Raw genomic sequence first — 26,162 nt, 5'->3', positions numbered from 1 at the left:
TGGCACGCTTTTTTTTTACGGATATGAATTTAAAAAATTCTTATCTGCATATGTGCAACGAAGTCTTCGCCAAAAGCTTGACGAAGCCAAGTTTTTTAGATGGCGAAACTTTGAAATCCATCTGCCGGAGCCCAGTTTAGAAGAATACCTGCCTGCCTTCTTTGGAAGACTGATGGTATGGGGATGTTTTTCTAGAAGGAGGCAAACAATGAAAAAACAGCTATTGTCTATCGGGTTATCGCTTGTTTTGCTTCCGTCATCAATGGCGGGTACATGGAGTCCACGGGGAGATGCCTCAGGCACCATTCCTGCAATTACGAAGCAGCAGGTCTGGGCAGATTTGCACGCAGACCAGGAAAAAACAAATGCGGGGAGCTCTGCGACGGGCGGAGTACAGTCAGCCTCTGCAGATGAATGGACCCGAGCCGACCATGTGCTTCTGGGTGAGCAGGTAGCCGGCACGCCTTCCTCGACGCTTGATATGATTGAAGCAGCGAAAGCATGGCAGGAGGGGGGAGTGAAGGGAGAAGGGATGCTCGTCTCTGTCATCGATACCGGGATCAACGGAAAGCACCCGGACCTTCCCACTCCCAAAGACAAACGTGCGGCTCAACAAAAGTCGGGATCAACGCAAAAAGTGATCCCGGGATATAACTGGGCCGATCGCAACCAGGTGACGGAGGATGTCGGTGAATCCCAGCATGGCATGCACGTGGCAGGCATCGTCGCAGCCAATGGCAACATGAAGGGAGTAGCCCCGGAAGCCCAACTGCTCAGCCAAAAGGTATTCAGCAATTATCAGGGCGAAGTGCCGGGACTAAGCGAATCCATCTTGTTTGCCATCAATGACTCCATCGCGAAAAAAGCTGATGTGATTAATCTGAGTCTGGGTTCATCTGCCGGATATGTGGATGAAACCAATACGGAGCAATACGCAGTCAAGCGTGCGGTAGACAACGGCGTAATCGTTGTAGCCGCTGCAGGGAATGATGCCTATTTTGGCAGCGACAAGGTAAAGGCGCAAAATACGGATGTCGCGATGATCGGCTCACCCGGGCTTGCTCCTGACGCCCTTTCCGTGGCCTCGGTCAATGCGACAACACTGGCTGGCTACAGCTTTAAAGTAGAGGGCGTTTCCGGGTTGGAGCGAGTGGTTTACCTGCACGGTCACGCCGGAAACGGCCAAGCACTCAATCCCGTCCAAACCCTGATGAAGAGCTACGATCTGATCTACATGGGGAAAGGAAAAAAGGAGGACTACAACGTCTCGGTCAAGGGAAAGGTGGTACTTCTGGAGCGGGGCGAGATCTCTTTCGATGAAAAACTGAAGCTGGCCAAAGAAGAGGGGGCTTCTGGCGCGATCATCTTCAACAACCAGCCAGGACCGCTCATGATCTCCGCGGAAACCACCGCGACATTGCCAGCCGTGTCCATTCTCAAGCAGATGGGCGAGCAGCTGACCCAGGCTTTGAAGAAGGGGAAAAAGGTAAAGGTGAACTTTGATGGGCAATACGGACAAAATGCCATGCCCTACCCCGAGGGAGGAACGGTGTCTGCGTTTTCATCCTGGGGACCTACCCCTGATTTGCAGTTCAAGCCGGAAATCGCGGGTCCAGGCGGGGGGATACTCTCGCTGGTTCGAAACAGTGATTACGCCGTAAAAAGCGGAACATCCATGGCAACGCCGCATGTAGCCGGGGGGATGGCGCTTTTGAAACAAGCCTACCAAAAGCAGGGCTACAAGCTGGCTGGAAGAGAGCTGGTAGAGACGCTGAAGGCGGCCGCCATGAACACCGCGCAGCCGGTTCTGGAGCCGCTGGAGGTGACGGCTGGTTCAGGAGGCAGGAAGGCTGGAAAAATACCCTACAGCCCGCGCGTGCAGGGTGCAGGCATGATACAAATTGCTAAAGCGATGAAAACCCCCACGATTGTCACAGACGCAAAAGGAAAAGCAGGTGTCTCCCTTGGCGAAATTGGGGAAAGTGTTACCTTTTCGCTATTCGTCCAAAACAAATTTGGCAAAAAACCGATTACCTACCGCATCTCCGATGAGTTTGGAGTGTTGACAGACAAGCGGCAGAACGGGATCAATACGCTTAAGGAAACGGTGCTGGAAGGAGCATCGCTGCGTTTTTCCGCGCAGCAGCTAACCGTGCAGCCCGGGCAGCGTGCAGAAGTGAAAGTTACTCTGCAAATACCGAAGAGTGTGCCGCGCAATATTTTTGCCGAAGGCTTTGTGGCCTTTCAGCCGGATGACAGCGAGCTGCCTGCGCTGCGCGTGCCGTATTACGGATTTTACGGCAACTGGGACGAGCCGCGGGTTATGGATCAACCCATGTGGGAGGCGGGCAATCAGGAGCATCGGACAGGCGTGAAAACGACATGGTACCACGACAAGGAAAACGATAAGTGGAAATTCCGCGATTACCTGGGCGTCACGGGTGTGACCGAGGATGGAAAGGTTCAGGTCGATCCGGATAAAATTGCGTTTTCTCCCAATGGAGATGGACACTACGATGTTGCCGCTCCCTCGATCACCTTTTTGCGCAATGCCCGCCAGGTAACCGTAGATGTGGTGGATCAAAACGGTAGTCTGATCCGCTCGCTGTCCCGGGATGAGAAGATCAGCAAATTTGACCAATCCAAGCTGGGAACGGCTTACTACTATACGGAGCGAGAAGAGTGGAGCTGGGACGGCAAGCGTTTCATTCCAGAAAAAGGGGTGTATGAAACGGTTCCTGACGGCAACTACCGCTTTGTGATCCGGGCCCGTATCGACAATCGTCAGGCAAGCTGGCACACGCTGACTCTGCCTGTCAAAGTGGATACGAAACCGCCTGTAGTCACGGCGTCACTGTCCGGAAATAAAGTAGAGTGGAGCAGCCGGGACAAGGATATTCAGGGGTACCTGTTGTATGTCGGCGGCAAAAAAGTAGGCGGTCCGTACTCATCAACCGTCAACAGTACGTTTGTCAGCCAGCCGGACAAACCAATCTCGCTGGTCGCTTACGATTTTGCTGGCAACATGAGTGTCACCCACATCAACGGAAAAAGTGATACGGTGCCGCCTTACGTCAAGTTTCCCGGAGATCTGTATACTGCGGTGATGATCTCATCTGCTCCTGATGTGGCCATAAACGGGCGAATTGCGGGCGAAGATATGCTGGACAGAGTACGGCTGCTGATCAATCAAAAACCGGTAAAAGTCGAGACGGACGGTTCGTTTGAAACGATACTGAAGCTGCCGGAAGGTCTCAACTATGTCGCCTACCAGGCCCAGGACATGTACGGAAACACGAGACAGTTTACCCAGCGAGTCATTGTCGATACGACTCCGCCGCTCCTGCAGTTCTTGAATGACGGTACTGAGGAAATCTGGTTTGATTCTGGAACCAAGCGCATGCTGGTGCCACTCCGCTTTGCATACCGGGACCAGAACTACAAAGGGCAGGTCAGTGTCAATGGGCAGATTGTATCGAGCTGGGAGGAAGATCAGCTGGAGAAGGCCGTCTATAAGACATTTTCACAGCGTCTGACTCTCAAGCACGGTGAAAACCGGATTTTACTGGAAGGGAAGGACGGAGCGGGAAATGCGTCTTCGATAGTGGTTTACGCCTATGTAGACGCACTGGCAGGTTCTATCGTGATGAATCATGGTGAGCAACGCTTGACGTATCAGGCAAAAGGAGTTCCGGCGCCTGTCCTCAAATTTCACAAGCCAAACAATGAGGCGCCTGCTGGAGAAAGCTACGTCATCTCCGGGAGAGTAACAGCGCCAGGAACAGTCATGATGCACCTCGATTATGCGGAACAGCACGTGCCAGTTGATGTGAATGATCAGGGCGAATTTCGCGTACGTCTCGACAGTGTCAAGCAGGGTAAGCAAAAGCTGTCTGTCGTTGCAGTAGATGCTTTGGGACGAGAAGCAAAAGCAGAGATGTTTTTGGTAGGCAAATAATCAGGAGAGGGTGCCAGCAGGCATCCTCTTCCCTGTTACAGGAGGCGGCTGCATGTTTTATCACGGGATTGACTGGGAATATGTAGAAAAAGAGTATCCCCTGCTATCACCGCGAAGAAATGTATCTCGCAAACATGCCGGGCAATTGGCTGACCGTGTCCATCTGTTGGAACAATTTGGGGTAGAACCGGTTCATTTGCTGGAAGAGGGGCCGGATTTCTCAGCAGAACGCTGTATAACCGAATGCCTTGTCTTTGGAAATACGGTCTTTGCTTTTGAAAGGATTGGAGAGCCATACTGGCAGCTCAGCAACCACGAAGTGGGCATTGAGACACTTGATCTTCGAAAGTGTAGTCTAATTATCACAAGTGAGTCCAGTTCGAAGGTACAGGTTTTGTTTCGGGATATCCCTATCTTTTCTATCAAAAGTCCTTGATTTTTTTCTGCAACGTCTTGTATCTGCCATTTTTCGACATTATAATGAGCCCATGGGGGAAATCTGCACGGGAAGGAAGGAACGAAAATGAAAGTCCAGTACCTCAATCCGTTTCTGGATTCCGCTTCCTTGGTTATCGAACAGCTCTGCAACGTTTCGATTAGACGGGGAGAAATGGAAATGACCGAGTGGTACTATCGGGACGACCATACCTGGATTCGGATCGGAATGACCGGACAGCTAGAGGGAGATGTCTTCTTCGGTCTGCAGAACGAGCTTGCGCTGCGGATTGTCTCGGCGATGATGGGAGGCTTTCCGGTCAACGAGCTTGACGAGATCGGAAAAAGCGCCATTTCCGAACTGGGAAATATGATTTCTGGGAATGCCAGCACCTTATTGTTCAATCAAGGAATTGTGATTGATATTACACCGCCGCAATTTGTCCAGACAAAAGACAATCTCTGGGTCGCACGTCCTGCCTTCACGGTTCCGCTTGATCTGAGTGATATGGGCCGCATGGAAATTCAAGTCGTTGTTGGAAAGTAACCGATATGGCGCTCTGCACAGGCAGAACGCTTTTTTTCTTTTTCCATTTAAAAGGTTGTGGCAACTGCCGGCTAACAATAGGTCAAAATTTGTATGTTCATCTTGCCTCGAAAGTGGTGGGCGGAGCAAGTTTTCCCCGAAAGGTTGACGAAACCACATAAGAGTTGGAATAATAAAAAAAGATAAAATATTTTTGATTGTCTAGCTGATTTTTTCCAGATCGTGTATTGTTTGAGATAGTAAGGGGGAATGAATGTTTGTCCTATATCAAGCAGCTCTTCGGGATGTTTTTCCTAGTCGTGTTCGTCTGCGGCGGTCCGTATATGCTCTATTCAATAAAAGATGAAGTGCATTTTTCTCCAGAAAATATCGTGGCCCGCACCGTCTTTTTGCTCCAGCAATTTTCAGAGGGATCACTTGGGACTTATTATTCAGGAGTCAACGAACGAAGCATTGCCGAGGATATCGTTCCCTTTGCCATTACCTCTTTTGAATTGATGTTTTACAGTGTGCTCATCGCTGTATCAGCAAGTCTTTTGTTTGGACTGTTCTTGCAGCGCTTTGCTGCAGTGCGCCACTTTCAAAGGATTCTGAATATGCTTTCAACAATACCCGATTTTGTCCTCATCATGTTATCGATTACGCTTGCAATCCAGTTTTATAAATGGACAGATATCCGGATTATTACGCTTTCGCCCAATAGCGACTCCAGCACGATGTGGTTTCCGTTGACCATGCTGGCGATCGGTCCGACGATTTTTTTAATGAAGGTCGTCAGTTTGAAATATCAACAGATTGGCGGAGAAGATTATATCAAGACCGTCCTGGCGAAAGGCATGGGGATCTGGCATATTCTCGTCCATCACGTCTTTAAAAATGTAAAACCGTTCCTGATCTCGGATCTGAAAAAGACGATTGCCATCACGGTTGCCAATCTATTTGTGGTTGAATATCTTCTCAATGTCGTCGGCCTGACCCGGTTTATCTTTTCCAAAACGGGGGGCTATCAGTTCAACACTGCAGTAATTGGCCTGATGAGTATCATCTTGCTTTCCATTTTTGTCTATACGTTGATGCGCCTCATTTTGTATCTCTTTGAGCGGATCGTCGTCTATAAATAATCAGTGAAGTATGTAAAAAAAGAGTGAGGTTCTTCCATGAGAAATCGAGCAAATCCGGCCCTGTGGATTGGGGCAGTTTTGGTGATGTTCCTGATCGTTATCGGGATCGTCGGGCCCTATATCGCGCCCTACGACCTCGATTTCCAAGAAAAATTAAAAAATGTGGAAGTGAACGGAAAAACGGTGATCCTCGCGCCGCCGCTCCCGCCTTCCGAGGAGCACTGGCTGGGAACGGACAAATGGGGCTATGATCTGTTGACGAAGCTGCTGTATGGGGCGCCGTATACCATCTTCGTGACCATGGCGGCGGCTGTTGCCCGGCTTCTGATCGGCACCTTGATCGGGTTATATATCGGCATGCAGGACAAGCCTCAAAGCTGGTGGCTGTCTATTGAAAACGCGTGGGGCTATTTGCCTATATTTATCCCCACCTACTTTTTGCTCGTAGGGGTCAGTATCAATTCCGATCTTTCCGTTGCCAGGCTCGTCACGCTGTTTATCTTCCTGGTGGCCGTATTAGGGGCGCCCAGTGTGGCCTCTTCCATCCGACAAAAAACAGAGCAAATCAAAGAGACACAGTACGTCTTGGCGGCCACTTCACTGGGAGCCGGTCGTGAGCAGATCATTTTTCGCCATATCCTGCCGCAGTTAAAAGAACAGCTCATTCTGATTGCTGTGACGGAGATGGTGGCGATCATGACCTTGATGGGGCTTCTCGGCATGTTTGATCTGTTCGTGGGCGGCACAAAAAGGACCTTCGACCCGGTGATCAACTACTCGATCACACAGGAGTGGGCTGGTTTGCTCGGCTCGTACAGAGGCTTCCTCTATGGGAATAATTCCTGGATCTTCATGATCCCGCTCGCTGCCTTCATCTTTGCCATCAGCTCTTTTTCCCTGCTGGCGAAAGGGCTGCGCGACCGTTTTCAGGAGACTTATCAGCGCAAGCCGTTTATTTAAATTGGCATTTGCCAGACATTGACGGAACCTCTCGCCCATTTTTTGAATAGGATGTATGGCAAAAGCCTAAAATCCCCATAATTCCGGCACCACCACCCACACCCCTACATAGGATAAGGTGACTCTGTAATCCCTCAACCTTGTTCCTGTAGAGCCCACAAGGAGGGGTGGCACGATTGAAGGGTAGCGACCAAACCAAGCCGTTGTTGACAAACCGAGAAAGAGAAGTGTTTGAACTCTTGGTCCAGGATAAGACAACAAAAGAGATTGCCGGACAACTCTTCATCAGTGAAAAAACCGTACGCAATCACATTAGCAACGTCATGCAAAAACTAGGTGTAAAAGGTCGATCTCAAGCAGTAGTCGAACTTGTTCGACTTGGTGAGTTAGAGATTTGAACCCAGTCCACACAACCCTCCCTTTTCTTCCCTTGCGTTGGGAGGGAGGATTTTTTTTTGCCTAACATTTATATTCAGCATTAAATTGCTGTAAATTTTTGTACGTTACTTTCTCCATCTTTTTGCCCTTTTGCACATCTTCTTTTATTAAAGTCCATTCTTTTCCATCGCGAGTGAATACATATAAGTGGTTATCTCCACTCTCCAATGATTTATATACAACAATTGCCTCCGATAAATCATTTTTTAGGAGCAACCCTGGTACAAAGTCACCTTGCTTCTGATTTACCAAGACGCTGTTAAACACTGAAATGAACAAGCGATTCGAGTCGTCTTTCCCTAATCCTTGAAACTCTTTGTCGTACAAACTTTGGTAGGTGTATTGGGACTCATCGATTTGAAAGTCTTGTATCGCATCCTCGTGTGTTTCTGATAATTTCTTACTTATCTCATTTTGAGCATAGATTTCCCACTTATTTTGAATATCAGTTGAAATTGGAACATCGCTTGCTTCCGTATTTGAAAAACCGCTAAATAACACGGCAGCCCCTAGAATTGTTACGGTGAGAGTACCTATTACTTTTTTCATCAGCTTATAATCCTCCTTTTCGATACACCAGGATGGGTTTTTGAATGATAATCTCTGTCAGTAATTCCGCTTACCCCATGAATGTATATGAAAAATGTCTTGAACGAATAAGTATTCAATTATCAGCGAACTCAAAGTCCTCTGGAGAACATGTTCAAAAGAGGAACTATTTTGAAACACAACCAAGTACATAAAAAGAGCCGCGAAGTTCAAGCGGCTCATCAGAAGGCGATAACGTGAGTTTGGTCACGCTTTCCTCATCGTTATCAAAAATGATGATGTTGTTGATGGATCTGATTCAGTGTCTGATGTGCAATCGCATCGTCCATCGACTGTTTGGCTCCAAATTCATCCTTCTTGCTCAGGCTGATGGAGCCAGTGAGGCACCAGGCGAGGCCAGCCAGCAGAGCAATGCCGCCGAGCAGGTAGAGCATAGGGATCACACCTTTCCGTGGGTGATACCTTCATTATAGCATATCTGGTAAAAAAAGTAACGATACTCGAAACGAAATGCGGCTACAAGCCAATGGAACGCAAACAGCGAAAACGCAATACAACGGCATCTACGGCAACAACGGCATCAACGGCTTCATGATGCGCTGTCGGCCGCGAAACGTGGCGATTTCTGTTACGCCTTTGCTCCGCAGCGTTTGCAAGTTTTCCGCGACATAGCTGCCGATGTCGTCGGGGAAATGGGAGTCGGACGACAGGGTAATCGGTACACCGCAGGCCAGCAGGACGTCCAGGAAAGCAGGGCTGGGGCACATCTCCCGCACTGGATAGCGATAGTACAGCCCGGCGTTGATTTCGGTGGCGGTGTCCGTCTCGGCCAAGGCCGCGGCGATCTGTCGGTAATGCGGCACAAGCTCTGCCTCACTTGGACGGTAGGAGAACACCTTCAGGTTGTCCAGATGAGCGACGAAATCAAACAGCTCGCTTCTGATCATGGACTCCACGACCTGAAAAAAATCACCGTACAGCGAAGACAGATCGAATTCCCTAAAGCGCTCTGCCGTATCGGGGTTATCAAATCCCCAGCCGCGGAGAAAATGGACGGAACCGATCACGTAATCCCAAGGTCCAAGCGTCAGCAGCTTCTCAAGTTCTTGCTCTCCTCCGGGAAAATAATCCGCTTCCAGCCCTAGCCGAAGCTGCACTCCCTGGTCTGCCCAGCGTGGCTTGGCTTCCTGAATGGCATCGCAAAAATCGCGGATGCTCTCCGTGCAAACCTGGTCAAGCCAGGTGCGTTGCAGGCGGCCGAGCGGAGTGTCGCTCAGATCCATATGCCTTTCAAAATAGGGGCGTGCTTCCCGGAAGCGGTATAAATGGTCGACGATGCCTACCTCTTGCAAGCCTTTTTGCTTGGCCTCCCGCAGGTACAGATCGATCCAGTCTGCGTGGTATGCCCCTTGCGTCAGGCGTGTATTTAATCGGGCATGGCTGGCAGCCAGCCAAGCGCGGGTATGTCGCGGTTCATCTAGCGGGAAAAAATGGCCGAGCGCCCGATTGGTGCGGTCGAGCCAGCGGAATGAATAGGGTCCTTCCTCCAAATGGAGATGGTAGTCTACCAGCATGTTGTCTTCTCTCCTTCGCGATCATGGGTGCATCCAGTTGATGGACAAAGAGGACGTGCGCCATTCATCAGGCATGGGCTGGTCACAAATGACAGCAGTGACTTCCTCCCAGCCGCAGATTCGGAAAAATTGGGTTTGGCCCAGCTTTGTTTCGTCGGCGAGCATATAGACCTGTTCCGCCCGTTTCGCCATCATGGCTGAGCACAGGGTTTCCTCCATGTCGTAGTCGGTAAAGCCATCCAGGGCGATACCCCCGCACGAGAGGAAGGCTTTGTCAAAGCGGAAGCGGGAAAGCTGTTCACAGGTAAAGGTTCCGGCAACGGATTTCTGCGCAGGGTGGGTGACACCGCCCAGCATGATTACTTGGCCGTCAAAAACCTTCGCTTCCAGCAGATCATTGAGCAGGGAAGCAGCGGGAAGCGAGTTGGTGACGATCGTGAGCTGGCTGATCCCTTTGATCGCACGGGCCATTTCCAGGGTAGTCGTGCCGACATCGAGTACGATGGTATCTCCATCGCATAGCAGCCGGGCGGCGATGCCTCCGATCAGGGCTTTGGCCTCCTGCTGGATCGCCTGTTTCTTTTCAAAATGCGGCTCTCGCTTGGCATAGGAATAGGGAATGGCACCGCCATAAACCCGTTTGAGCAGGCGCTGTTGTTCCAGATCATCGAGATCGCGGCGGATCGTCTCCGGTGTGACGACAAGCTGCTTGGCCAGGTTGATCACCTGGATTTTTCCGTTTCGCAGCAGTTCATCCATAATCACTTGCTTTCGTTCTTCAGGCAAAAGTGTCATGAAGCGGAATCACATCCTCTGGGCAGATATACAGCGTCTTCGCTTTTCCGGCATGCTCTGGCTGATAGGAGAGGTGCAGGTGATCGGCGAGCAGCTGGACATTGTCGACGGCGATTTCGTAGCGGGTAAAGTTGCCCAGCATGGTGATGTTGTCGATGGTTCCGGTCAAAGGGATGCCGCCTTCCGCCGCGGGCGCCTCACGCAGAGTCTCTGGCCGGATGGCATAGCGCTCTGCTGCAGGAAGAGGCAAGCCGGGTGCAATGCGGCCAAGCTGTTCCGCCGTGAGAACGTTGTAATTGCCAATAAAGCGGGCCACGAATTCAGAACGCGGCTGGGTGTATATTTCGTGCGGATTGCCGTGTTGAACGATGCGACCGCCGTTCATGATGTAAATGCGGTCACTGACGGCCATCGCTTCCTCCTGATCATGCGTGACCAGCACCGTGGTCATGTTCAGCTCGCGTTGGATCGTTCGCAACTGCTTTTGCAGATTTTTACGGATTTGCGCATCCAATGCGCTTAGCGGCTCATCGAGCAGCAGCACCTTCGGCCGGGTTACAAGAGAGCGGGCAAGTGCGACACGCTGCTGCTGCCCGCCGGACAACTCCCGGGGATAGGCCCTTTCCTTTCCCGTCAGACCCACCAGCTCAATCATTTCCTGGACGCGGCGCTGCATCTCCGCTTTGGCCACTTTTTTCATTTCCAGCCCGAATCCGATATTTTCACTGACGTTCAGGTTGGGAAACAGTGCGTACGACTGGAACACCATGCCGATTTCCCGTTCCTTCGGCTGTACCGCGGTGACGTCTTTTCCATCGATGTGAATCGAACCGCTATCCGATGCGGTCAATCCGGAGAGAATGCGGAGCAGCGTGCTCTTTCCGCAGCCGCTCGGGCCCAAGAGCGTGACCAGCTCGCCTTTTTGGATCGCAAGCGACAACTGATTCAAGACGGGCTGGCCGTGAAACGTCTTGGTCAAATTTTCTATCTGCACGTAACTCATCAGGATACCTCCTTTTGGGCGGAGCCGCCGCGGGTAAATTTTACGATCAGGCCGGTGATGACGGCCATCAGGATAAAGTAAGTGACGGTAATCGCGCTGGCGATGTGTCCGCTTTTGGACAGCTTGTTATACAGATAAATCTGCAGGGTTTCATAGCGGCCGCCGACCAAGATGTTGATCAGCACAAATTCGCCGAACAGGATAGAGAAAGAGAGCAGCGCAGACACGAGAATGCCGGGCATGATGTTGGGGACAATCACCCGCAGAAAAGCACGCCAGCGACCGGCCCCCAAAAGCTCGGCTGCTTCCATCAGCGAATGGGCCTGCACAGTATGAAGGCTGTTGCGTATTCCCTGGTACAGAAACGGCAGCAACCCGACGAGGTAGGCGCCTGCAGCAATCAAAATCATCGGAATGCCCAAACCGGCATAGGTGCGGATCAGTCCGACGGCCAGGATAACACCCGGCAAGGCGTAGGTCAGCATCACCAGCAATTGGACCAGCCGCTCCAGCTTCGGTGCATAGACGACGATAGAGAAGATGGCGGGAACCATGATGAGAATCCCGGCGATGGTCGTCAGGCCGCTGAGCAGAAACGAACGGGCAAAGGCCTGCAAGAAGCGGGAGTCGCTGTACAGCTCCGCGAACCATTTGACGGTCAGACCTTCGGGCAGCACCGTGCTGTTCCACTCAGTCGCCAGGGAATAGAGCGCAGTGGCAGCTACTGGCAAAAACAGGTAGATCATCACCAGGGCAAAAGAAAGAGTAGGCAGGTTCAAGCGCTTCACGATAAATCCCTCCGAATCCGTCTCGTCAGCCATTCATTGAGCGTCAGAGCGATGGCAAGCGTCAGACCAAGCAGGACAGCCAGGGCGCTGCCCAGCTCGGGGCGGGCAAAAATATCGCCGGACACCAGTGCGCCGATGCGGATCGGCACGAGATTGTAGTTGCTTGTCGTCAGCGCGTAGGCTGAGGCGTAGGCCCCCATCGCATTGGCAAACAGGATGCTGAACGTTCCGGCGATCCCCGGCAGCAGCACAGGCAGGCCAATTTTCAGCCAAAACTTTAGAGGGGAGGCGCCAAGCAGTTCGGCAGCTTCCATCCATTGCTTCTGGACGCCGCGGTAGAGCGGAAAAAGGAGCATGACCGCAAGCGGAAGTTGAAAGTAGATATACACCAGCGTCAGACCGCTCCATGAGTAGAGACTGAAGGATTGGCTCAGATCCAAGCCCAGCTTTCGAGCCAGCAGAATAAACAGTCCGCTGTTGCCAAGCATTACGATAAAGGCAAAGGCGAGCGGGATACCGGCAAAATTGGAGGTCAGGTTGGTAATGACGAGTATTCGCTGCTGCAGGCGATCGGGAAAGCGGGTAATCGCATACGTGGCAAAGACAGCCGCCACAATCCCGACCAGACTGGACAGAAACGAAATCAGCACACTGTTTTGAAAGGCTTGCCAATAGTAAGGATTTGTAAAAATTTCACGGTATTGATTGAGTGTGTAGGCTCCTCCTCCGTCTGTCTGGAAGCTCCCGTTGATCATGGACAGAAGCGGGACGATGAGGAAGAGGATGACCAGCAAAAAGAAGGGCATCGTTGTCAAAAAAAGCATACTGGTGAACCTTTTCATACGCGGACTCCTTTCCTGAATGAGGAGAAAAAGGCGCCCCCTCAGGGAGACGCCGGACTCCGATCACATACGGTTAGGGGCTGCATCGCCTCCGAGGCAGGGATGCCCAGCAGATGGCAGGCGAGCGGCGCCACCTGCAATTGGGAAATCGTCTCTTCGAGGATACCGGGAGCGATGCGATCACTGATGATAAATAACGGAACTTCTCTGTCGGCCGAAGTCGTGCCTCCGTGATTTCCATCAGCGGTCATGCCGTGATCGGCTGTGATCATAATCTGATAGCCTTTTTCCATCCAGACAGGCAGGACGGTTGCCAAAATGGCATCTGCTGCCAGCACGCGATTGCGGTACTGGATCGAATCAGCCGTATACTTGTGCCCGTCGTCGTCGATATTCATGGAATGCACGTAAAGAAAATCAGGACCATGGGTATTCAGCAGGTAGTGGGCATCCGCAAACAGATGTGTGTCGGGATAATGATCTTCGAAATAAAAGATACCGTGCTGGATCGGCTTGTCCGTATTTTGTTGGATGCGGTCTCTCAGCGGATCAAAGGGGGCCTCGTTATACAGCTCACTCACCCAGTAGTAGGATGCCGTGGCGTTGGTCAGCCCCTGTTTTCTCGTCAGGTGAAACAGGCTTTCTTGATGAGACAAGCGAACCGTCCGGTTTCCGGTGACGCCATTTGTCCACACCGGCGTTCCGGTCAGCAGCACCTCGTATAAAGGGCGGGAGAGGCTGGGAAGCTCAGATTGGACACGGAAGCGGGAAGCTTTTCCGTATTCAACCAGATGATGGAGATAGCCCATATGCGATACGGCTGTATCATAGCGCAGGCCATCGAGCATGATCATTGCCAGTTTGTTATTGGACATGGATCAATACCTGCTCTTGCCACAGCTGCGGCAATTTCTTGGTGGTTTCTTCCCAGGACTTCAGATCGCCGACAGGACGGGCATTTTTGTACATGTTATCGGGAAGCAGCATAGCTTTTGCATTTTCATCCAGCTTCGCGTTGGTCCGGATCGGACGGGCATAGCCGCGGGCGAGATTGGAATGGCCTTCATCAGACAGGATATATTCGCGAGCCAGCATGGCAGCATGCGGATGCTTCGCGTATTTGTTAATGACAGTAGCGTAGCCGCTGATGACAGAGGCTTCCTCTGGAATCACCACATCAAAGCGGTTTTTATCGATCTGGTCGCGATAGCCCAGTGCATTGAAGTCCCAGAGGATTGCGACTTCGATTTCACCCTTTTCCAGATTAGCTACGCTTGGATCGCTGGCGTTCAAGCGTTTTTTCTTGGCCAAATCCGCGTAAAAATCAATGCCGGGCTGGATGTTATTCTCATCGCCGCCGGAGGCATAAGCGGCCGCCAATACGGCAAATTGCGCTTGGTTTGCTTTCATGACGTCGCCTACGGAGACCTTGTAGTTCCCATTTTTCAGATCAGCCCAGGATTTTGGCGGATTTTTTACCTTGGTTTTATCAGTGATAAATGCCAGGGTACCTGTGTAGCCGAGCAGCCAATGTCCTTGGTCGTCCTTCGCCCAGTCGGGGATGTCATTCCAATAGGAGGTTTTGTAGGGAAGAGTGAGATCCTTTTGCTTCGCCAGCGGCCCAAAAGCGATGCCGACGTCGCCAATATCTGCGGTGGCGTCATTCTTCTCCGCTTCAAACTTGGCCAGTTCCTCGGCGCTGGACATGTCCGTATCGGTATGTTTCAGGCCGTATTGCTTTGAGAGGTTTTGCCAGGTCTCTCCCCAGTTGGCCCAGGTATCGGGCATCCCGACCGAGTTTACTGCTCCTTCTTGCTTGGCTTTCTCGACGATCTGCTCAAGTGTGAGCTCGGAAGTGTCTGCAGGAGCTGTCGTCTTCGTTTCAGAAGCACAGCCCGCAAGCAAAAAAACAGATGTCATAATCGCAGCGGTTCGTTTCCATCTCAACTGGTTTCCCTTCATCACCATGGCTCCTTTTTGTTTTTGTTTCTGTTTGATTGTGTGATTGTTCTGTCACCTATCGTAAACAAACAAAATGAAAACCATATGAATCGGTTGTAAAAAACGTGTTAATGCTGTGTGAATGGAAATAGGAGGATGGATGATCGCTTAGAGAAAAAGATCCCTCGAGAAATCTGATAAAGTGTAGTATCCTTAGTGTATTACTCTACTTTCAATCCTCTCTCTTTTACATAAGGAGGCCGTCATGAACGTCTACCAGCATATTACGGACTGTATAGGCAACACACCGCTCGTTCGCCTCAACCGGATGGTTCCCAAGGACGCTGCGGAAGTATACGTGAAACTGGAAATGTACAATCCCTCGCGCAGTGTCAAGGATCGGGCCGCCTACAATATGATCGCGGCCGCAGAGGCGGAGGGGCTGATCAACCCGGGGGATACGATCATCGAGCCGACGAGCGGCAACACGGGTATCGGGCTGGCCATGAATGCGGCGGCGAAAGGATACAAAGCGATTCTTGTCATGCCGGACAATATGTCCAAAGAAAGGATCAACCTGCTCAAGGCATACGGGGCAGAAGTCGTACTCACCCCGAGCGAGCAGCGGATGCCTGGAGCGATCGCCAAAGCCATGGAGCTGCAAAAAGAGATTCCCGGCAGCTTCATTCCCCATCAATTTGAAAACAAAGCGAATCCCGATATTCATCGCGTAACCACTGCCCGCGAGATCTACGAGCAGATGGAGGGGCGGCTGGATGCATTCATCGCCACAGCGGGAACAGGGGGCACAATCACGGGGACGGGGGAGGCGCTCAAAGAAAAGCTCCCAGAGCTGTACATCGGGGTAGTGGAACCAAAAGGCTCGCCTGTTTTGTCTGGTGGAAAGCCCGGTCCGCACAAGCTCGTCGGAACAAGTCCAGGCTTTGTGCCCAAAATCCTGAATACCAGGATCTACGACGAAATCATGCAGATAGCCGATGAGGACGCGCTGGACAGCATGCGAGCGCTCGCTTCCAAGGAAGGGATTCTGGTAGGTCCGTCTTCAGGTGCTTCGGTCTTTGCGGCGATCCGCGTGGCTGTTCGGCTCGGAGCGGGCAAACGGGTGGTTTGCATCGCGCCGGATACGGGTGAACGCTATTTGAGCATGAATTTTTTCTGAACAGAGTCATAGCCGCTGGATGCCAAGGCGTTCAGCGGCTTTTCTCTGTTCGAGGGCTTCAATTTGAAATCTTGTGTCCCACTCAAAAAAGTGTTGGCAGTCCTCCTTTTGGCTGATTATTGCAAAAATTGCACGAATCATAGGGAAAGGAATCGTTCTTTACCGAATGAAAACGGTTTCATATAATGAACTCGGGTCCAGTCAAAGGCGACTTTAACGGGGGTGAGAAGAAAAAGAATGCTGTTGACATCGCGTTCCCAAGCACTTTTGAAGGTGATCCTGGACAGTGCCCACCCGCTGAAAATCAGAGAGGTTGCAAACGGTTTTCAGGTGAGCGAGCGGACGATCAAATACGATCTGGAGAACATCAGACAATGGCTGAAAGAGCGCAACATCATTCTCCATTCCCAACCGAATAAAGGGATCTGGATTAGTGAAGCAGACGAGGTCCTTCAAGGTCTCCGGCACAGCCTCAATGCGCACGGCGGCAGGGATGTCATCCTTCATCAAAAAGAGCGGGCCAAACATCTTGCGTTTATCCTGCTGCTTTCAGATGGCTACCAGCGTCTGCACGACCTGGCTGATCACGTGGGGGTGAGCCGCAATACCGTTGTCGTCGATGTGAAAGAGACGGAGAAATTGCTCAATGGATTGCACCTGGAACTGGTTTCCAAGCAGAGATACGGTATCCGGGTGGAAGGAAGCGAACGACAGAAGCGTTACGCCCTCGAGTGTTTGACACATGATTCTCTGGATGGCAGCGTCATGTATCGTCTGGTACAGGGTGTCCTGCCGGAGAACGGTCCAGGCACGGAAGCCGGATCGCTTTTGGAAAAGTGGCTCATCAGTCAGCCGGAACTGGACGAAATCATCCGGTTGACCAAGAGGTTTGTCGGTAAGCTGGACAAAAGCCTGCCGGATCGGACGCTGATCAGTATCATGATCCGACTTTGTATTGTCGTCAACCGCGTCAAGAGAGGGCATGTCGTCTCTGTGGATGAGGCAGATTTGGCGGAAGCGGCTGAGTGGGGCAGCTACTCTCTTTTCGTGCGGAAGGTGCATGAGATGTGCGAGCGTTTGCACATGAAAATACCCGAGCATGAGATCGCCTATTCCTCCTTGCCGCTGCTGGAAGCTGAACAGGTTCACATGAAGAGACGTGCCAGCAGGCAGTCGATGGACATCTTCCAGGCGGCTAGGGAGCTGATTCAAAAGGTGGGGGAGATTGTACGGACGCCGCTGTGGGATGATCCGGAGCTCGGTGAGCACCTTTTCGCCCATCTAAATGACCGGATGACGAAGTATATGCAAGGTGTCCTTTATCCCAACCCGTTGACCGAGGAGATTCGCCGCTCCTATGCACGTATGTTTGATGCAGTGAAACGTTCCTGTGAAGAAGTGTTTTGGCCATACGGGATTTATCTCATGGATGCTGACATCGCCTACCTCGTTCTTCATTTTCAAGCCGGTTATGACCGCTGGCAAGACAAGAAAAAAGCATGCGCGCTTGTCGTCTGCGGTACAGGGCGAGGGACGGCCCGCTTTTTGAAAAACCATTTGGAGAGTGAAGTGCGTTCCCTCCGGGTCGTGGGTCTTTGTTCCACGCTGGAGGTAGAGAAGTATCTGGCTACTCGCGAGGTAGATGTGATTATCAGCGTGCTGCCCGTGAAAACAGAGGTACCCGTAGTCATCGTGAATCCGCTGCCGACGCGTCAGGACATCGGCCGCATTCTTGCTTGTCTGGAAGCGCTCCAGCTGGAGCCAGAGCTGGAATCAGACGGAGTGCGGAAGCATTCAGCGAAGTCTCCAAACGCCTGGATGCCTGTGCAGACAGCGGAGCTAAGCCTGAGGGATTTGCCTCTGGTGGAGCGGCTTTCCCAGGATGTGATTGTAAAAGGATACGAGATCAGCTGCAAGCTGATGGAGGCTTTCCGCGGCCAACTGACGGAGCAGACGGCAAGCGGGCTGGCGCTGCATGTGCAGCTGATGGTAAACAGGCTTGCATTCGGCTCCTCCTATGACGAATGGGATAGACATAGCGGAGAGGAGACCGCTGCGCATTCCTCCTGGCGTACTCGCGTCAACCAAATTATGCAGGAAGCCGGAGTCAACGTCCCGCAAAGTGAAGTAACGGCCATCCTGCGGTATTTTTCCGAAAAGGAGGGGGGAGCAAATGAGTGCTGATTTGCTGATTCGAAACAGGTGGGTGATCGATCCTTCCCAGAAGCTGAATGGAGGATATGATCTCGTCATTTCAGATGGACGCATCATGGACATCGTGACGACCGATGACGGGAAGACCAATGACGGGAAGACCAATGAACCTGTGCAGGCGAGAGAAACGATAGATGCTGCCGGATGTATCGTAACGCCAGGGCTGATCGACTTGCACGCTCATGTCATTTCCGAAAGCACTCAGTTGGGAGTAAGGGCTGATTCTGTTGGCATTGAGCAAGGGGTGACGACTCTGGTCGACGCGGGAAGCGCAGGAGCATGGACATTTGACGCTTTCCTGAAGGAAGGGGTGGAGCCATCGATCACACGTGTTTTGGCGTTTCTCAATATCTCAGGGGACGGCTTGTGCAGGGGAGGAGCCGAACTGTCCGACATGTCCAGACTGGCAGCGAAGGACGCGGTCACGCTCATTCGTGAGCAGCCGTCGATCCGGGGGATCAAGGCGAGGATGAGTGCGTCTGTAGTCAAAAATAATGGTCTTGCTCCCTTGCTAGTGGCAAAGCAGGCTGCCCGAGAGGCTGGGGTTCCGCTGATGGTCCACATCGGCAATGCCCCCCCGACCCTTTCCGAGGTGCTCAGTCTGCTCGACGAGGGAGACGTGGTAACGCACGCGTTCCACGGTAAACAAGGAGGCATTCTGGATGTACGGGGGCAGCTTCTCCCGGAAGCGGAGTCCGCCTTGGCCAGAGGAGTGCTGTTTGATGTCGGGCACGGCGAATCCAGCTTCAGCTTCCGCACCATGCAGCAAGCGAAAGCGCTGGGGATCGCCCCTTACTCCATCAGCACGGACGTCCATGCACGCAATCTGAACGGTCCTGTGCACAGCCTGACTCACACGATGAGCAAGTTTCTCGCACTAGGCTTCACGATGTACGAGATTGTGGCGGCCTGCACATCCGCACCGGCCAAGGTGCTGGGGCTTGAGCGGGAGATTGGGACGCTTGCGCCCGGAGCATATGCGGATGTCACGATCTTGCGGAGGGAGACGATGCCCATCGCTTTGACCGATTCGGAACAGGAAACGATCCTTGCCAAAGAGGCAGTGTTCGCCCAACAGGTCATTACATCAGGAAAGGTTTTGACATGCACATGATTGAAGAAATTGTGAGAGAAGTAGCGGGAGCAACAGATGAAGAAATGACGGAATATTCGGAATGTAAGCGACTCATGCAAATGATCGAGGCGGAAATGCGGGAGAGAAGGTACGAGATACCGCGTTACCGTTGGTTGGCCATTTGCGCTCATCTGCTCGCTTTCGTCCGCCGCATGGCGAGCGGTGAAAAGCTGCCGGAGGTCGAAGCAGAACTGTTCGAGGAGATTCACCCGAATATGTTGGCGCTGTCTCGTCGCATCCTGTTTGGACAGGAAACGGGCTGGCAGGAAGACCGAACGGAAGTGTTTCTGCTTGCTGTTCATTTTGAGGCGATACGAGCGGACCAGGGGAAATGAATGCGAGCCGTTCAAAGAATGTATAGGGGAGGCCGAAGTGATGACAAAAGTAAAGATCGTGATCGGAGATCGTCTGGGAAAGGGGCAGAACATCGCCAAAGGAGTGGAGGCTGCCGGAGGTATCCCCGTCGTCATTCAGGGAGTCGGGGCTGATATGAAAGTAGGAGATGTCGTGAAGCAGGAGGGGGCTGATCTCGGCTTGTCGTTTTGCGGCAGCGGGGGAGCAGGCGCCTTGACGGCCAAGACAAAGTACGGCTATCCCGTTGAATACGGTCTGCGATCTGTAGACGCGGGAATTACGGCCTTGCGCAACGGCAATAAAGTGATCGGTTTTGGCTTTATGGATACGGAGGAGCTGGGCAGAAGAATGACCGAAGAATGCATCAAGCTGAGGGGGAGGTAAGCCATGTACAAAGAAAGGATCGAGACCTTGCGGTTGTCGGGCAGTGCGGATACGAAGGAAGGAGCGTTTAACAAGATATTCGGACAGATCAAGCAGGTCGTGGCCAGACAGACAAGTGATCTCGTCGTGCGGATTGAGCCGGTTCACATGGAGCTCGTGTCAGCGACAGAGAGCATTCACAAGGAGCGCTTGTTCGGCCTGTTTTTCCCGCGTACGCGAGCGAAGTACGACATCACTGTGGATATCCAGGTGCGGCTGGGTGTCGTGGACGTGGCAAGCATCCCGTTTCAAAAGCAGGCAGAGCAGGCTGCACGGCTGGGACAGGTGCTGAGTCAGAAATAGAAAAAAATAAAAGGGGGGAAGGTTCATGATAACGATCATCATCATTTTGAAGTCGATTGTCATTGGGGCATTGGTTGGCTTCGGTGTGGGGGCGGGTGCCGCTCGCATGTTTCACGCGCCGAATGTCCAGGGGATGGGAGCATTTCGCACGTTTGGAGAGTTGAATGCCTGTGCCGGAGATCCCATTTCTCATTTTTCCTTCGGGCTTGGCTTTTTGTTCAACTCATGGGCTTCCGTGGTGGGGGCCGGGGCTCTGACGCAGGACGTCGATCACCGGGTTATCCCGAACTGGTCGGCAGCCATCCTTCTTTGGAAAAACAAAAACGTTGAAGAAACGCTGCACAATCCGAAGCGGATGGCGTTCGCCGGAGCGCTGGTTGGTGTCGTCGTCGTGACGCTGCTCAACTCGACGGCAACCGCCATTCCCGAATCGATGCAGCTGGTGGCGACAAAAGTGCTGGTTCCTGCCGCCAACTGGTTGATCAACCCGATCATGCCGATTGTCTTCTGGATGGCGGCGTTGGATGCTGGCAAGCGGACAGGGATCTGGGGCACCGTACTCGGCGGCTTGTCACACCTGGTCATGGGCAATGCCGTGCCTGGCATCGTGCTCGGTATCCTGATCGGAAAAGGGCTGGACGACAGCGGCTGGAACCGGATTACAAAAACGATGGTCGTGGCCGTCGCACTCTTGTTTATCTTGAGCGGTTTCTTCCGTGCCTTTGATGTCGCGCTGTTAAAGAGCCTGCAAGTAGAGATTCCAGAATGGCTGGTACAGCTTCACGAAACATTTGGATCGGCGGTGAAGAAATAATGAATGAACTGCAAGCAAAAGGATTTTGGTATTCGGAATGGGCGTTTGCCCTCTTTGTCGCGTGCCTCTCTTCGGGAATCTTTGCCGGTACTCATCTGTATTATGTCTATCACGTAGGCGCTTTTAACGACATCGCGATTGTTGCCATGCTCGAAGCGGGGATCAAGGGAGGCGGATACGGAGCAGCTGCCGCGTTTGGCGCAAGCTTTCTGTTTGCCCGGATTTTGGAGGGGCCGCTGGTCGGCATCCTCGACATCGGCGGTTCTCTGCAAACAGGTATCGGAATTGGCGTTCCAGCCTTGATGCTGGGTGCCGGGTTTACCGCGCCATTGACCTCCTTCCCGCTGGCATTGGCGACGGGGGCGGTCTTGGGACTGGCGATTGGTGCCGTTATTATTTTGATTCGCAAATTTACGATCAATTCGGTCAATTCCACATTTGGTGCCGATGTCATGATGGGTGCAGGGAATGCCGCGGGACGCTATCTCGGTCCGCTCATCGTCATCTCCGCCATCATGGCCTCCATTCCGGTTGGAATCGGCGCAACAGCGGGAGCGGCCATCTTTTACCACTACAACAAGCCAATCGCCGGAGGAGCGATCATCGGAGCCATGGTTCTCGGGGCCATTTTTCCCATCCCCACACAGTAAACAAGGCGTCGGAAACAGAATCAGGAAGGACGGGATATGAGATATGGGCATCTATCAGCAGCTAGGGCTGAAGCAAGTGATCAATGCAAGCGGAAAAATGACGGCGCTGGGCGGAAGCGCCGTCCACCCGGAAGTAGCCCGAGCAATGGGTGAGGCAGCGATGGATTACGTAGAGATCAGCGAGCTCATCAAAAAGGCAGGTAAGCTGATCGCCGAGGCTACCGGCGGCGAGGACGGCTGTCCCACGGCGGGAGCGGGAGCAGGGGTAGCCATCAGCGTGGCGGCTGTTATCGCCGGTACCGATCTGCGTCTGATCGAACGATTGCCCGACTCGGCAGGACTGAAAAACAAGATTATTTTGCAAAAAGGACACGCCGTGCATTTTGGAGCGCCGCTGCGGCAAATGATTGCCCTCGGAGGGGGGCAAGCCATCGAGGCAGGTCATGCCAATCATGTGGAGGAAGCGCATTTGCGTGCGGAGATAGACGATCAGACGGCCGCGCTTTTGTACGTGCAATCCCATCACGCGGTGCAAAAAGGCATGCAGTCGCTTGAGAAGATGATTCAGCTCGGGCGCGAATACAAGGTTCCGGTGATCGTCGATGCTGCTGCGGAAGAGGATTTGCGCCGCTATGTGGCGATGGGATCTGATCTGGTCGTGTACAGCGGGGCAAAAGCAATCGGCGGCCCCACATCGGGTTTTATCACCGGCCGCAAAGACCTGATTGAGGCGTGCCAGGCTCAGTATAAAGGCGTGGGGCGTGCGATGAAAACGGGCAAGGAGGCGATCATCGGATTGCTGACAGCGTTGGGCCGGTACGGTCGGGAGGAAGGCCACACCGGAGTTTTGCGGGGGCGAGTGGAATGGCTCGCCCGAGAATTGAACCAATTGTCCGGACTTTCAGCCAGTGTAGTCAAGGACGAGGCGGGACGGGACATTTACCGGACACATGTACGGATTGATGAACGCGAGTCGGGATTTTCGGCAAAGGAAGTGATCCGGCTTCTCGAGAATGGAGATCCCGCCATTTTTACGCGAAACCATTACGCCAATACAGGAGTGATTTTCATCGATCCCCGTCCGCTCCATGAGGGCCAGGAAAAAGTCATTGCCGCACGCTTCAAAGAGATATGGGGACAACAGAAAGTGAGTGATAAGTCATGACGAAAAGCCCAGCCATACGATTAAACGTCCTGGCCAGAGATGTGGACAATGCCAGACAGATTGCAGATACGGCAGAGGGGCGCGTCTTGATCGGCATTATGGTAAAAGGCTTCCCTTCCGTGGAGGCCGCTGTGGAAACGATCAGAGCGTACCAGGAGGCAAGCATTCCCGTGTCAGTAGGGCTGGTGCAGGCGATCCAAGCCAGTGGAGAAAGGTCGCCGAGACCGCCGTACTCACAAAGCCTGATCACGTCAATCAGGTTTTTCCTGCCGCCGGCTATACGTTGGGTGCCTTGCAGGCAGTGGACAGCCGGCACACGCTGGTCAATGCCCTGATTGCGCCGAGCGGCACGCCGGGAAAGGTCATTGTCGCAACAGGTCCGCTCAGCGGGCAGTTGCAGGAACTGGTGTCCTGTGATGCTGCCGCCGCCATGCTTGCCGAGATCGGCGTTCATTCCGTCAAATTTTATCCAGTCGGCGGAACCGAAAAGCTGGAGGAAGTCAAAATGATGGCAAAAGCAGCCGCCCGTTACGGCATTCCCGTGTTCGAGCCGACAGGCGGGATCGATGCAAAATCCATCCGACCCATCGTGGAAACCTGCCTGGAGCAAGGCGTACAAGAGGTCATTCCACACGTCTATACATCCATTATGGATAGGGAGACGGGGCTGACACGGCTCGATCAGGTGGAAGATTTGCTCGCTGCCCTGCCTGCCGTATAGCCTTTCAACGAATCGAGATAGGAGTGAAATGAGATGAGAGAGAAGCAAGTCGTTGTTCACCTTCCCCAGGGGCTGCATGCCCGGCCGGCGACGCTGTTTGTAAAAACGGCCACCTCCTTTTCCAGTGAGATCGGTTTGATCAAGGGGGACAAAAGCGTAAACGCCAAAAGCATCATTGGGGTGATGTCGCTTGCCGTGGCAAACGGAGAGAGCGTAAAGCTGACCGCCGACGGTTCCGATGAGGAAGAGGCGCTGGTTGCGCTGGCCGCCTTTCTGGGACAAGGAGCCGAGTAGGCATGGGAACCGTACGCGTAAAAGGGATAGGCGCATCTGCCGGAGTCGCGATTGCCAGGGCACAGGTGTGGAAAAAACAGGTTCAAAAAATCGGTCAGGAGGTGAAATCGCCTGAAGAGGAGCTGGCTCGTTTCAAAACAGCCTGCGAGCAGGGATTGAGCGGGCTGGCGACATTGTATGAACAGACCAGAAAGCGTCTGGGACAGAAGGAAGCAGATATTTTTCAGGCCCATATGATGCTGCTGCAAGACCCGGAGCTGATCGGTCCGATCGAGATGCTGCTGGCAGCAGGAAACATAAACGCGGAAGCGGCTGTGCAGCAGGTGACGGGCGAGCTGGCGAGTTTATTTGCATCGCTGGATGGCGAGTACATGCGGGAACGCGCGGCAGATATTCGGGATGTGGGGCAGCGTCTCCTGTTCTGTCTGCAAGGTACTGGTACTGTATGGGGAAATCTGCAAGGATCTGCACGGGAAGAGAAGAAAACCGCGCCTGATTCGCTTATCGTTGTCGCACATGACTTGTCTCCATCGGATACGGCCCAGCTTGATACCGGCCTGATCAAGGGTTTTGCCACACAAATCGGAGGCGGCACCTCGCATTCCGCGATTATGGCCCGTGCTCTTGGAATCCCGGCAATAGTCGGCCTCGGGCGGGCTTTGGAGCAGGTAGAGGATGGGGACCTGATCGTGCTGGATGGGACAGAAGGACTATTCTGCCTGCGACCAGACGAGAAGGAGCTTGCGTTCTACGAGCAAAAGCGAGCCGACTGGTTGCGCGAGAAAACGAGACAAGCACGCTGGGCAGAGCTTCCCACCGTGACCCGGGATGGGCATCGTATCGAATTGGGCGCAAACATCGGCCATCCGGATGAATGTCAGGCTGTCCTACGGGTTGGCGGAGAGGGTATTGGTCTGTTTCGCTCCGAGTTTTTGTTTATGAACCGGGACAGTATGCCAGATGAAGAAGAGCAGTTCCAGGCGTATCGGCAAGTCGCACATGACATGAATGGAAAGCCTGTCGTCATCCGGACGCTGGATATCGGGGGCGACAAAGAGCTGCCGCTTTTGAACCTGCAAAAAGAGCTGAACCCTTTTCTCGGCTATCGTGCGATCCGGCTTTGTCTGGATCGGGAGGAAATGTTTCTCACTCAGCTGCGGGCCATTCTCCGCGCTTCTCACTACGGCTCTGTCAAGCTGATGTACCCGATGATCGCTACGCTCGAAGAATGGCGGGCAGCGAACCGCTTTTTGGCCGAGGCAAAATCGACGCTTACACGAGCGGGGATTCCGTTTGACCCTGCCATTCAGGTAGGACTGATGATCGAAGTGCCGGCAGCGGCCCTGGTCAGCGATCTGTTTGCCCGGGAGGCCGACTTTTTGTCGATCGGGACCAATGATTTGATCCAGTACACGCTCGCCTGCGACCGGATGAACGAGCAAATATCCGGCTTGTATCAGCCGTTTCATCCAGCTGTTCTGCGCTTGATCCAGCTGGTGATCGAAGCCGCTCACCGACATGACCGCCGTGTCAGCATGTGCGGTGAGATGGCTGCCGATCCGTTGGCCATCCCGCTGCTCGTAGGCATGGGACTTGACGGGTTTAGCATGAACGCATCGTCTGTGCTGGCTGCACGAGAGCTGATCAATCAGCTGTCCTTCAATGAGATGAAGGACCTGGCGGAAGCAGCCCTTCAGCTGGAGGGGCAAGAGCAAGTAAAGGCGCTGCTCTTAGAAAGAACCCGGAACTAGATAAACTCGGACGAATAAACACTAGACCGAATAAACGCCTGACGAGGCTGTTATCCAGCCGCTCCCGATTTTTGATGTCCTCTCTTTTTTGGAAAAGAGAGGATTTTTTTCTTGTCAAAATCAGGGAGTCAGGGTATCATGATTTCAAAAGTGACAACTGATTCAGTTTTCAGTTTTTTCATTCTTCTTTGTTTATTTTAAGGCAGG

General features: G+C 52.8%; 26 protein-coding genes and 1 pseudogene. 18 read left to right on the top strand and 9 right to left on the bottom strand.

Features of this window, described 5'->3' with window-relative positions:
* Positions 1-208: 208 nt before the first annotated feature.
* The 6 genes from NDK47_RS27690 to NDK47_RS19005 all read left to right on the top strand — a co-directional run bounded on the left by NDK47_RS27690 (position 209) and on the right by NDK47_RS19005 (position 7,419).
* On the top strand, positions 209-3,958 hold the full coding sequence (locus NDK47_RS27690; RefSeq protein ID WP_305883344.1) for a S8 family serine peptidase: 3,750 nt from the start codon (positions 209-211) through the stop codon (positions 3,956-3,958).
* 52 nt (positions 3,959-4,010) lie between these two features.
* Positions 4,011-4,394, top strand: coding sequence for a hypothetical protein (locus NDK47_RS19025; RefSeq protein ID WP_251871351.1), 384 nt, complete (start codon positions 4,011-4,013; stop codon positions 4,392-4,394).
* Positions 4,395-4,481: 87 nt separating this feature from the next.
* A complete protein-coding gene (locus NDK47_RS19020) occupies positions 4,482-4,940 on the top strand; it encodes a chemotaxis protein CheX (RefSeq protein WP_251871350.1) in 459 nt (152 codons plus the stop codon).
* Positions 4,941-5,197: 257 nt separating this feature from the next.
* Positions 5,198-6,061, top strand: coding sequence for an ABC transporter permease subunit (locus tag NDK47_RS19015; RefSeq protein WP_251871349.1), 864 nt, complete (start codon positions 5,198-5,200; stop codon positions 6,059-6,061).
* 36 nt (positions 6,062-6,097) lie between these two features.
* The gene (locus NDK47_RS19010; protein ID WP_251871348.1) at positions 6,098-7,021 is read left to right on the top strand and encodes an ABC transporter permease; all 924 of its coding nucleotides are present in this window, start codon (positions 6,098-6,100) and stop codon (positions 7,019-7,021) included.
* 176 nt (positions 7,022-7,197) lie between these two features.
* On the top strand, positions 7,198-7,419 hold the full coding sequence (locus NDK47_RS19005) for a helix-turn-helix domain-containing protein (RefSeq protein ID WP_003387736.1): 222 nt from the start codon (positions 7,198-7,200) through the stop codon (positions 7,417-7,419).
* Positions 7,420-7,480: 61 nt separating this feature from the next.
* On the opposite strand, the gene NDK47_RS19000 is transcribed toward NDK47_RS19005, so the two are convergent.
* The 9 genes from NDK47_RS19000 to NDK47_RS18960 all read right to left on the bottom strand — a co-directional run bounded on the left by NDK47_RS19000 (position 7,481) and on the right by NDK47_RS18960 (position 14,972).
* Complete coding sequence (locus tag NDK47_RS19000) at positions 7,481-8,008, bottom strand: hypothetical protein (RefSeq protein WP_251871347.1); 528 nt, start codon at positions 8,006-8,008, stop codon at positions 7,481-7,483.
* Between the two features lie 266 nt (positions 8,009-8,274).
* Positions 8,275-8,442 carry a hypothetical protein gene (locus tag NDK47_RS18995; protein WP_251871346.1) on the bottom strand — a complete coding sequence of 56 codons (168 nt, stop codon included), beginning with the start codon at positions 8,440-8,442 and terminating at the stop codon, positions 8,275-8,277.
* Positions 8,443-8,571: 129 nt separating this feature from the next.
* The gene (locus NDK47_RS18990) at positions 8,572-9,582 is read right to left on the bottom strand and encodes a histidinol phosphate phosphatase domain-containing protein (protein WP_251871345.1); all 1,011 of its coding nucleotides are present in this window, start codon (positions 9,580-9,582) and stop codon (positions 8,572-8,574) included.
* Between the two features lie 21 nt (positions 9,583-9,603).
* Positions 9,604-10,377, bottom strand: a complete 774-nt coding sequence (locus NDK47_RS18985; protein ID WP_251871344.1) for a DeoR/GlpR family DNA-binding transcription regulator — start codon at positions 10,375-10,377, stop codon at positions 9,604-9,606.
* Positions 10,361-11,380 carry an ABC transporter ATP-binding protein gene (locus NDK47_RS18980; protein WP_251871343.1) on the bottom strand — a complete coding sequence of 340 codons (1,020 nt, stop codon included), beginning with the start codon at positions 11,378-11,380 and terminating at the stop codon, positions 10,361-10,363. The genes NDK47_RS18985 and NDK47_RS18980 overlap by 17 nt, the downstream gene beginning before the upstream one ends.
* Positions 11,380-12,168 carry an ABC transporter permease gene (locus NDK47_RS18975; protein ID WP_251871342.1) on the bottom strand — a complete coding sequence of 263 codons (789 nt, stop codon included), beginning with the start codon at positions 12,166-12,168 and terminating at the stop codon, positions 11,380-11,382. Before NDK47_RS18975 ends, NDK47_RS18980 begins: the two co-directional genes overlap by 1 nt.
* Positions 12,165-13,010: an ABC transporter permease gene (locus tag NDK47_RS18970; RefSeq protein ID WP_251871341.1), complete on the bottom strand. Its 846-nt coding sequence runs from the start codon at positions 13,008-13,010 to the stop codon at positions 12,165-12,167. Before NDK47_RS18970 ends, NDK47_RS18975 begins: the two co-directional genes overlap by 4 nt.
* Positions 13,011-13,051: 41 nt before the next feature.
* Positions 13,052-13,885, bottom strand: a complete 834-nt coding sequence (locus NDK47_RS18965; protein ID WP_251871340.1) for an alkaline phosphatase family protein — start codon at positions 13,883-13,885, stop codon at positions 13,052-13,054.
* Positions 13,875-14,972: an ABC transporter substrate-binding protein gene (locus tag NDK47_RS18960; protein ID WP_251871339.1), complete on the bottom strand. Its 1,098-nt coding sequence runs from the start codon at positions 14,970-14,972 to the stop codon at positions 13,875-13,877. Before NDK47_RS18960 ends, NDK47_RS18965 begins: the two co-directional genes overlap by 11 nt.
* Before the next feature lie 244 nt (positions 14,973-15,216).
* Between NDK47_RS18960 and cysK the strand changes: the two genes are divergently transcribed.
* From cysK to ptsP, 12 genes and pseudogenes are all read left to right on the top strand, one after another.
* On the top strand, positions 15,217-16,131 hold the full coding sequence (cysK, locus tag NDK47_RS18955; protein ID WP_251871338.1) for a cysteine synthase A: 915 nt from the start codon (positions 15,217-15,219) through the stop codon (positions 16,129-16,131).
* A 237-nt stretch (positions 16,132-16,368) separates the two neighbouring features.
* Entirely contained in the window at positions 16,369-18,315 is a 1,947-nt protein-coding gene (locus tag NDK47_RS18950) for a BglG family transcription antiterminator (protein ID WP_251871337.1), read from the top strand.
* The gene (locus tag NDK47_RS18945; RefSeq protein WP_251871336.1) at positions 18,305-19,459 is read left to right on the top strand and encodes an amidohydrolase/deacetylase family metallohydrolase; all 1,155 of its coding nucleotides are present in this window, start codon (positions 18,305-18,307) and stop codon (positions 19,457-19,459) included. Before NDK47_RS18950 ends, NDK47_RS18945 begins: the two co-directional genes overlap by 11 nt.
* On the top strand, positions 19,450-19,815 hold the full coding sequence (locus tag NDK47_RS18940) for a hypothetical protein (RefSeq protein WP_251871335.1): 366 nt from the start codon (positions 19,450-19,452) through the stop codon (positions 19,813-19,815). The genes NDK47_RS18945 and NDK47_RS18940 overlap by 10 nt, the downstream gene beginning before the upstream one ends.
* Before the next feature lie 40 nt (positions 19,816-19,855).
* Entirely contained in the window at positions 19,856-20,218 is a 363-nt protein-coding gene (locus NDK47_RS18935; RefSeq protein WP_251871334.1) for a glycine-rich SFCGS family protein, read from the top strand.
* Between the two features lie 3 nt (positions 20,219-20,221).
* Positions 20,222-20,560 (top strand): DUF4312 family protein, encoded by a 339-nt coding sequence (locus NDK47_RS18930; protein WP_251871333.1) that lies wholly within the window; start codon positions 20,222-20,224, stop codon positions 20,558-20,560.
* A 25-nt stretch (positions 20,561-20,585) separates the two neighbouring features.
* A complete protein-coding gene (locus NDK47_RS18925) occupies positions 20,586-21,374 on the top strand; it encodes a DUF4311 domain-containing protein (RefSeq protein ID WP_251871332.1) in 789 nt (262 codons plus the stop codon).
* Positions 21,374-22,024 (top strand): DUF4310 family protein, encoded by a 651-nt coding sequence (locus tag NDK47_RS18920; RefSeq protein WP_251871331.1) that lies wholly within the window; start codon positions 21,374-21,376, stop codon positions 22,022-22,024. Before NDK47_RS18925 ends, NDK47_RS18920 begins: the two co-directional genes overlap by 1 nt.
* A 43-nt stretch (positions 22,025-22,067) precedes the next feature.
* The gene (locus tag NDK47_RS18915; protein ID WP_251871330.1) at positions 22,068-23,189 is read left to right on the top strand and encodes a DgaE family pyridoxal phosphate-dependent ammonia lyase; all 1,122 of its coding nucleotides are present in this window, start codon (positions 22,068-22,070) and stop codon (positions 23,187-23,189) included.
* Positions 23,186-23,910 (top strand): annotated as a pseudogene (locus NDK47_RS18910) (KDGP aldolase). The gene NDK47_RS18915 and the pseudogene NDK47_RS18910 overlap by 4 nt, the downstream one beginning before the upstream one ends.
* 33 nt (positions 23,911-23,943) lie before the next feature.
* A complete protein-coding gene (locus tag NDK47_RS18905) occupies positions 23,944-24,204 on the top strand; it encodes an HPr family phosphocarrier protein (protein ID WP_251871329.1) in 261 nt (86 codons plus the stop codon).
* Between the two features lie 2 nt (positions 24,205-24,206).
* Positions 24,207-25,955 carry a phosphoenolpyruvate--protein phosphotransferase gene (gene ptsP / locus NDK47_RS18900; RefSeq protein WP_251871328.1) on the top strand — a complete coding sequence of 583 codons (1,749 nt, stop codon included), beginning with the start codon at positions 24,207-24,209 and terminating at the stop codon, positions 25,953-25,955.
* Positions 25,956-26,162 lie beyond the last annotated feature (207 nt).

The sequence above is a fragment of the Brevibacillus ruminantium genome (genome assembly GCF_023746555.1).
Lineage (GTDB): Bacteria > Bacillota > Bacilli > Brevibacillales > Brevibacillaceae > Brevibacillus > Brevibacillus ruminantium.
Note: the sequence above shows the minus strand (reverse complement) of the source record. Positions and strands in the feature narration are given on the sequence as shown.

What these genes read in the sequence shown, in the direction of transcription:
- NDK47_RS27690 (WP_305883344.1), top strand. Translation starts at nt 209, where the DNA reads ATGAAAAAACAGCTATTGTCTATCGGGTTATCGCTTGTTTTGCTTCCG.
- NDK47_RS19025 (WP_251871351.1), top strand. Translation starts at nt 4,011, where the DNA reads ATGTTTTATCACGGGATTGACTGGGAATATGTAGAAAAAGAGTATCCC.
- NDK47_RS19020 (WP_251871350.1), top strand. Translation starts at nt 4,482, where the DNA reads ATGAAAGTCCAGTACCTCAATCCGTTTCTGGATTCCGCTTCCTTGGTT.
- NDK47_RS19010 (WP_251871348.1), top strand. Translation starts at nt 6,098, where the DNA reads ATGAGAAATCGAGCAAATCCGGCCCTGTGGATTGGGGCAGTTTTGGTG.
- NDK47_RS19000 (WP_251871347.1), bottom strand. Translation starts at nt 8,008, where the DNA reads ATGAAAAAAGTAATAGGTACTCTCACCGTAACAATTCTAGGGGCTGCC.
- NDK47_RS18995 (WP_251871346.1), bottom strand. Translation starts at nt 8,442, where the DNA reads ATGCTCTACCTGCTCGGCGGCATTGCTCTGCTGGCTGGCCTCGCCTGG.
- NDK47_RS18990 (WP_251871345.1), bottom strand. Translation starts at nt 9,582, where the DNA reads ATGCTGGTAGACTACCATCTCCATTTGGAGGAAGGACCCTATTCATTC.
- NDK47_RS18985 (WP_251871344.1), bottom strand. Translation starts at nt 10,377, where the DNA reads ATGACACTTTTGCCTGAAGAACGAAAGCAAGTGATTATGGATGAACTG.
- NDK47_RS18980 (WP_251871343.1), bottom strand. Translation starts at nt 11,380, where the DNA reads ATGAGTTACGTGCAGATAGAAAATTTGACCAAGACGTTTCACGGCCAG.
- NDK47_RS18970 (WP_251871341.1), bottom strand. Translation starts at nt 13,010, where the DNA reads ATGAAAAGGTTCACCAGTATGCTTTTTTTGACAACGATGCCCTTCTTT.
- NDK47_RS18965 (WP_251871340.1), bottom strand. Translation starts at nt 13,885, where the DNA reads ATGTCCAATAACAAACTGGCAATGATCATGCTCGATGGCCTGCGCTAT.
- NDK47_RS18960 (WP_251871339.1), bottom strand. Translation starts at nt 14,972, where the DNA reads ATGAAGGGAAACCAGTTGAGATGGAAACGAACCGCTGCGATTATGACA.
- cysK (WP_251871338.1), top strand. Translation starts at nt 15,217, where the DNA reads ATGAACGTCTACCAGCATATTACGGACTGTATAGGCAACACACCGCTC.
- NDK47_RS18950 (WP_251871337.1), top strand. Translation starts at nt 16,369, where the DNA reads ATGCTGTTGACATCGCGTTCCCAAGCACTTTTGAAGGTGATCCTGGAC.
- NDK47_RS18945 (WP_251871336.1), top strand. Translation starts at nt 18,305, where the DNA reads ATGAGTGCTGATTTGCTGATTCGAAACAGGTGGGTGATCGATCCTTCC.
- NDK47_RS18940 (WP_251871335.1), top strand. Translation starts at nt 19,450, where the DNA reads ATGCACATGATTGAAGAAATTGTGAGAGAAGTAGCGGGAGCAACAGAT.
- NDK47_RS18935 (WP_251871334.1), top strand. Translation starts at nt 19,856, where the DNA reads ATGACAAAAGTAAAGATCGTGATCGGAGATCGTCTGGGAAAGGGGCAG.
- NDK47_RS18930 (WP_251871333.1), top strand. Translation starts at nt 20,222, where the DNA reads ATGTACAAAGAAAGGATCGAGACCTTGCGGTTGTCGGGCAGTGCGGAT.
- NDK47_RS18925 (WP_251871332.1), top strand. Translation starts at nt 20,586, where the DNA reads ATGATAACGATCATCATCATTTTGAAGTCGATTGTCATTGGGGCATTG.
- NDK47_RS18920 (WP_251871331.1), top strand. Translation starts at nt 21,374, where the DNA reads ATGAATGAACTGCAAGCAAAAGGATTTTGGTATTCGGAATGGGCGTTT.
- NDK47_RS18915 (WP_251871330.1), top strand. Translation starts at nt 22,068, where the DNA reads ATGGGCATCTATCAGCAGCTAGGGCTGAAGCAAGTGATCAATGCAAGC.
- NDK47_RS18905 (WP_251871329.1), top strand. Translation starts at nt 23,944, where the DNA reads ATGAGAGAGAAGCAAGTCGTTGTTCACCTTCCCCAGGGGCTGCATGCC.
- ptsP (WP_251871328.1), top strand. Translation starts at nt 24,207, where the DNA reads ATGGGAACCGTACGCGTAAAAGGGATAGGCGCATCTGCCGGAGTCGCG.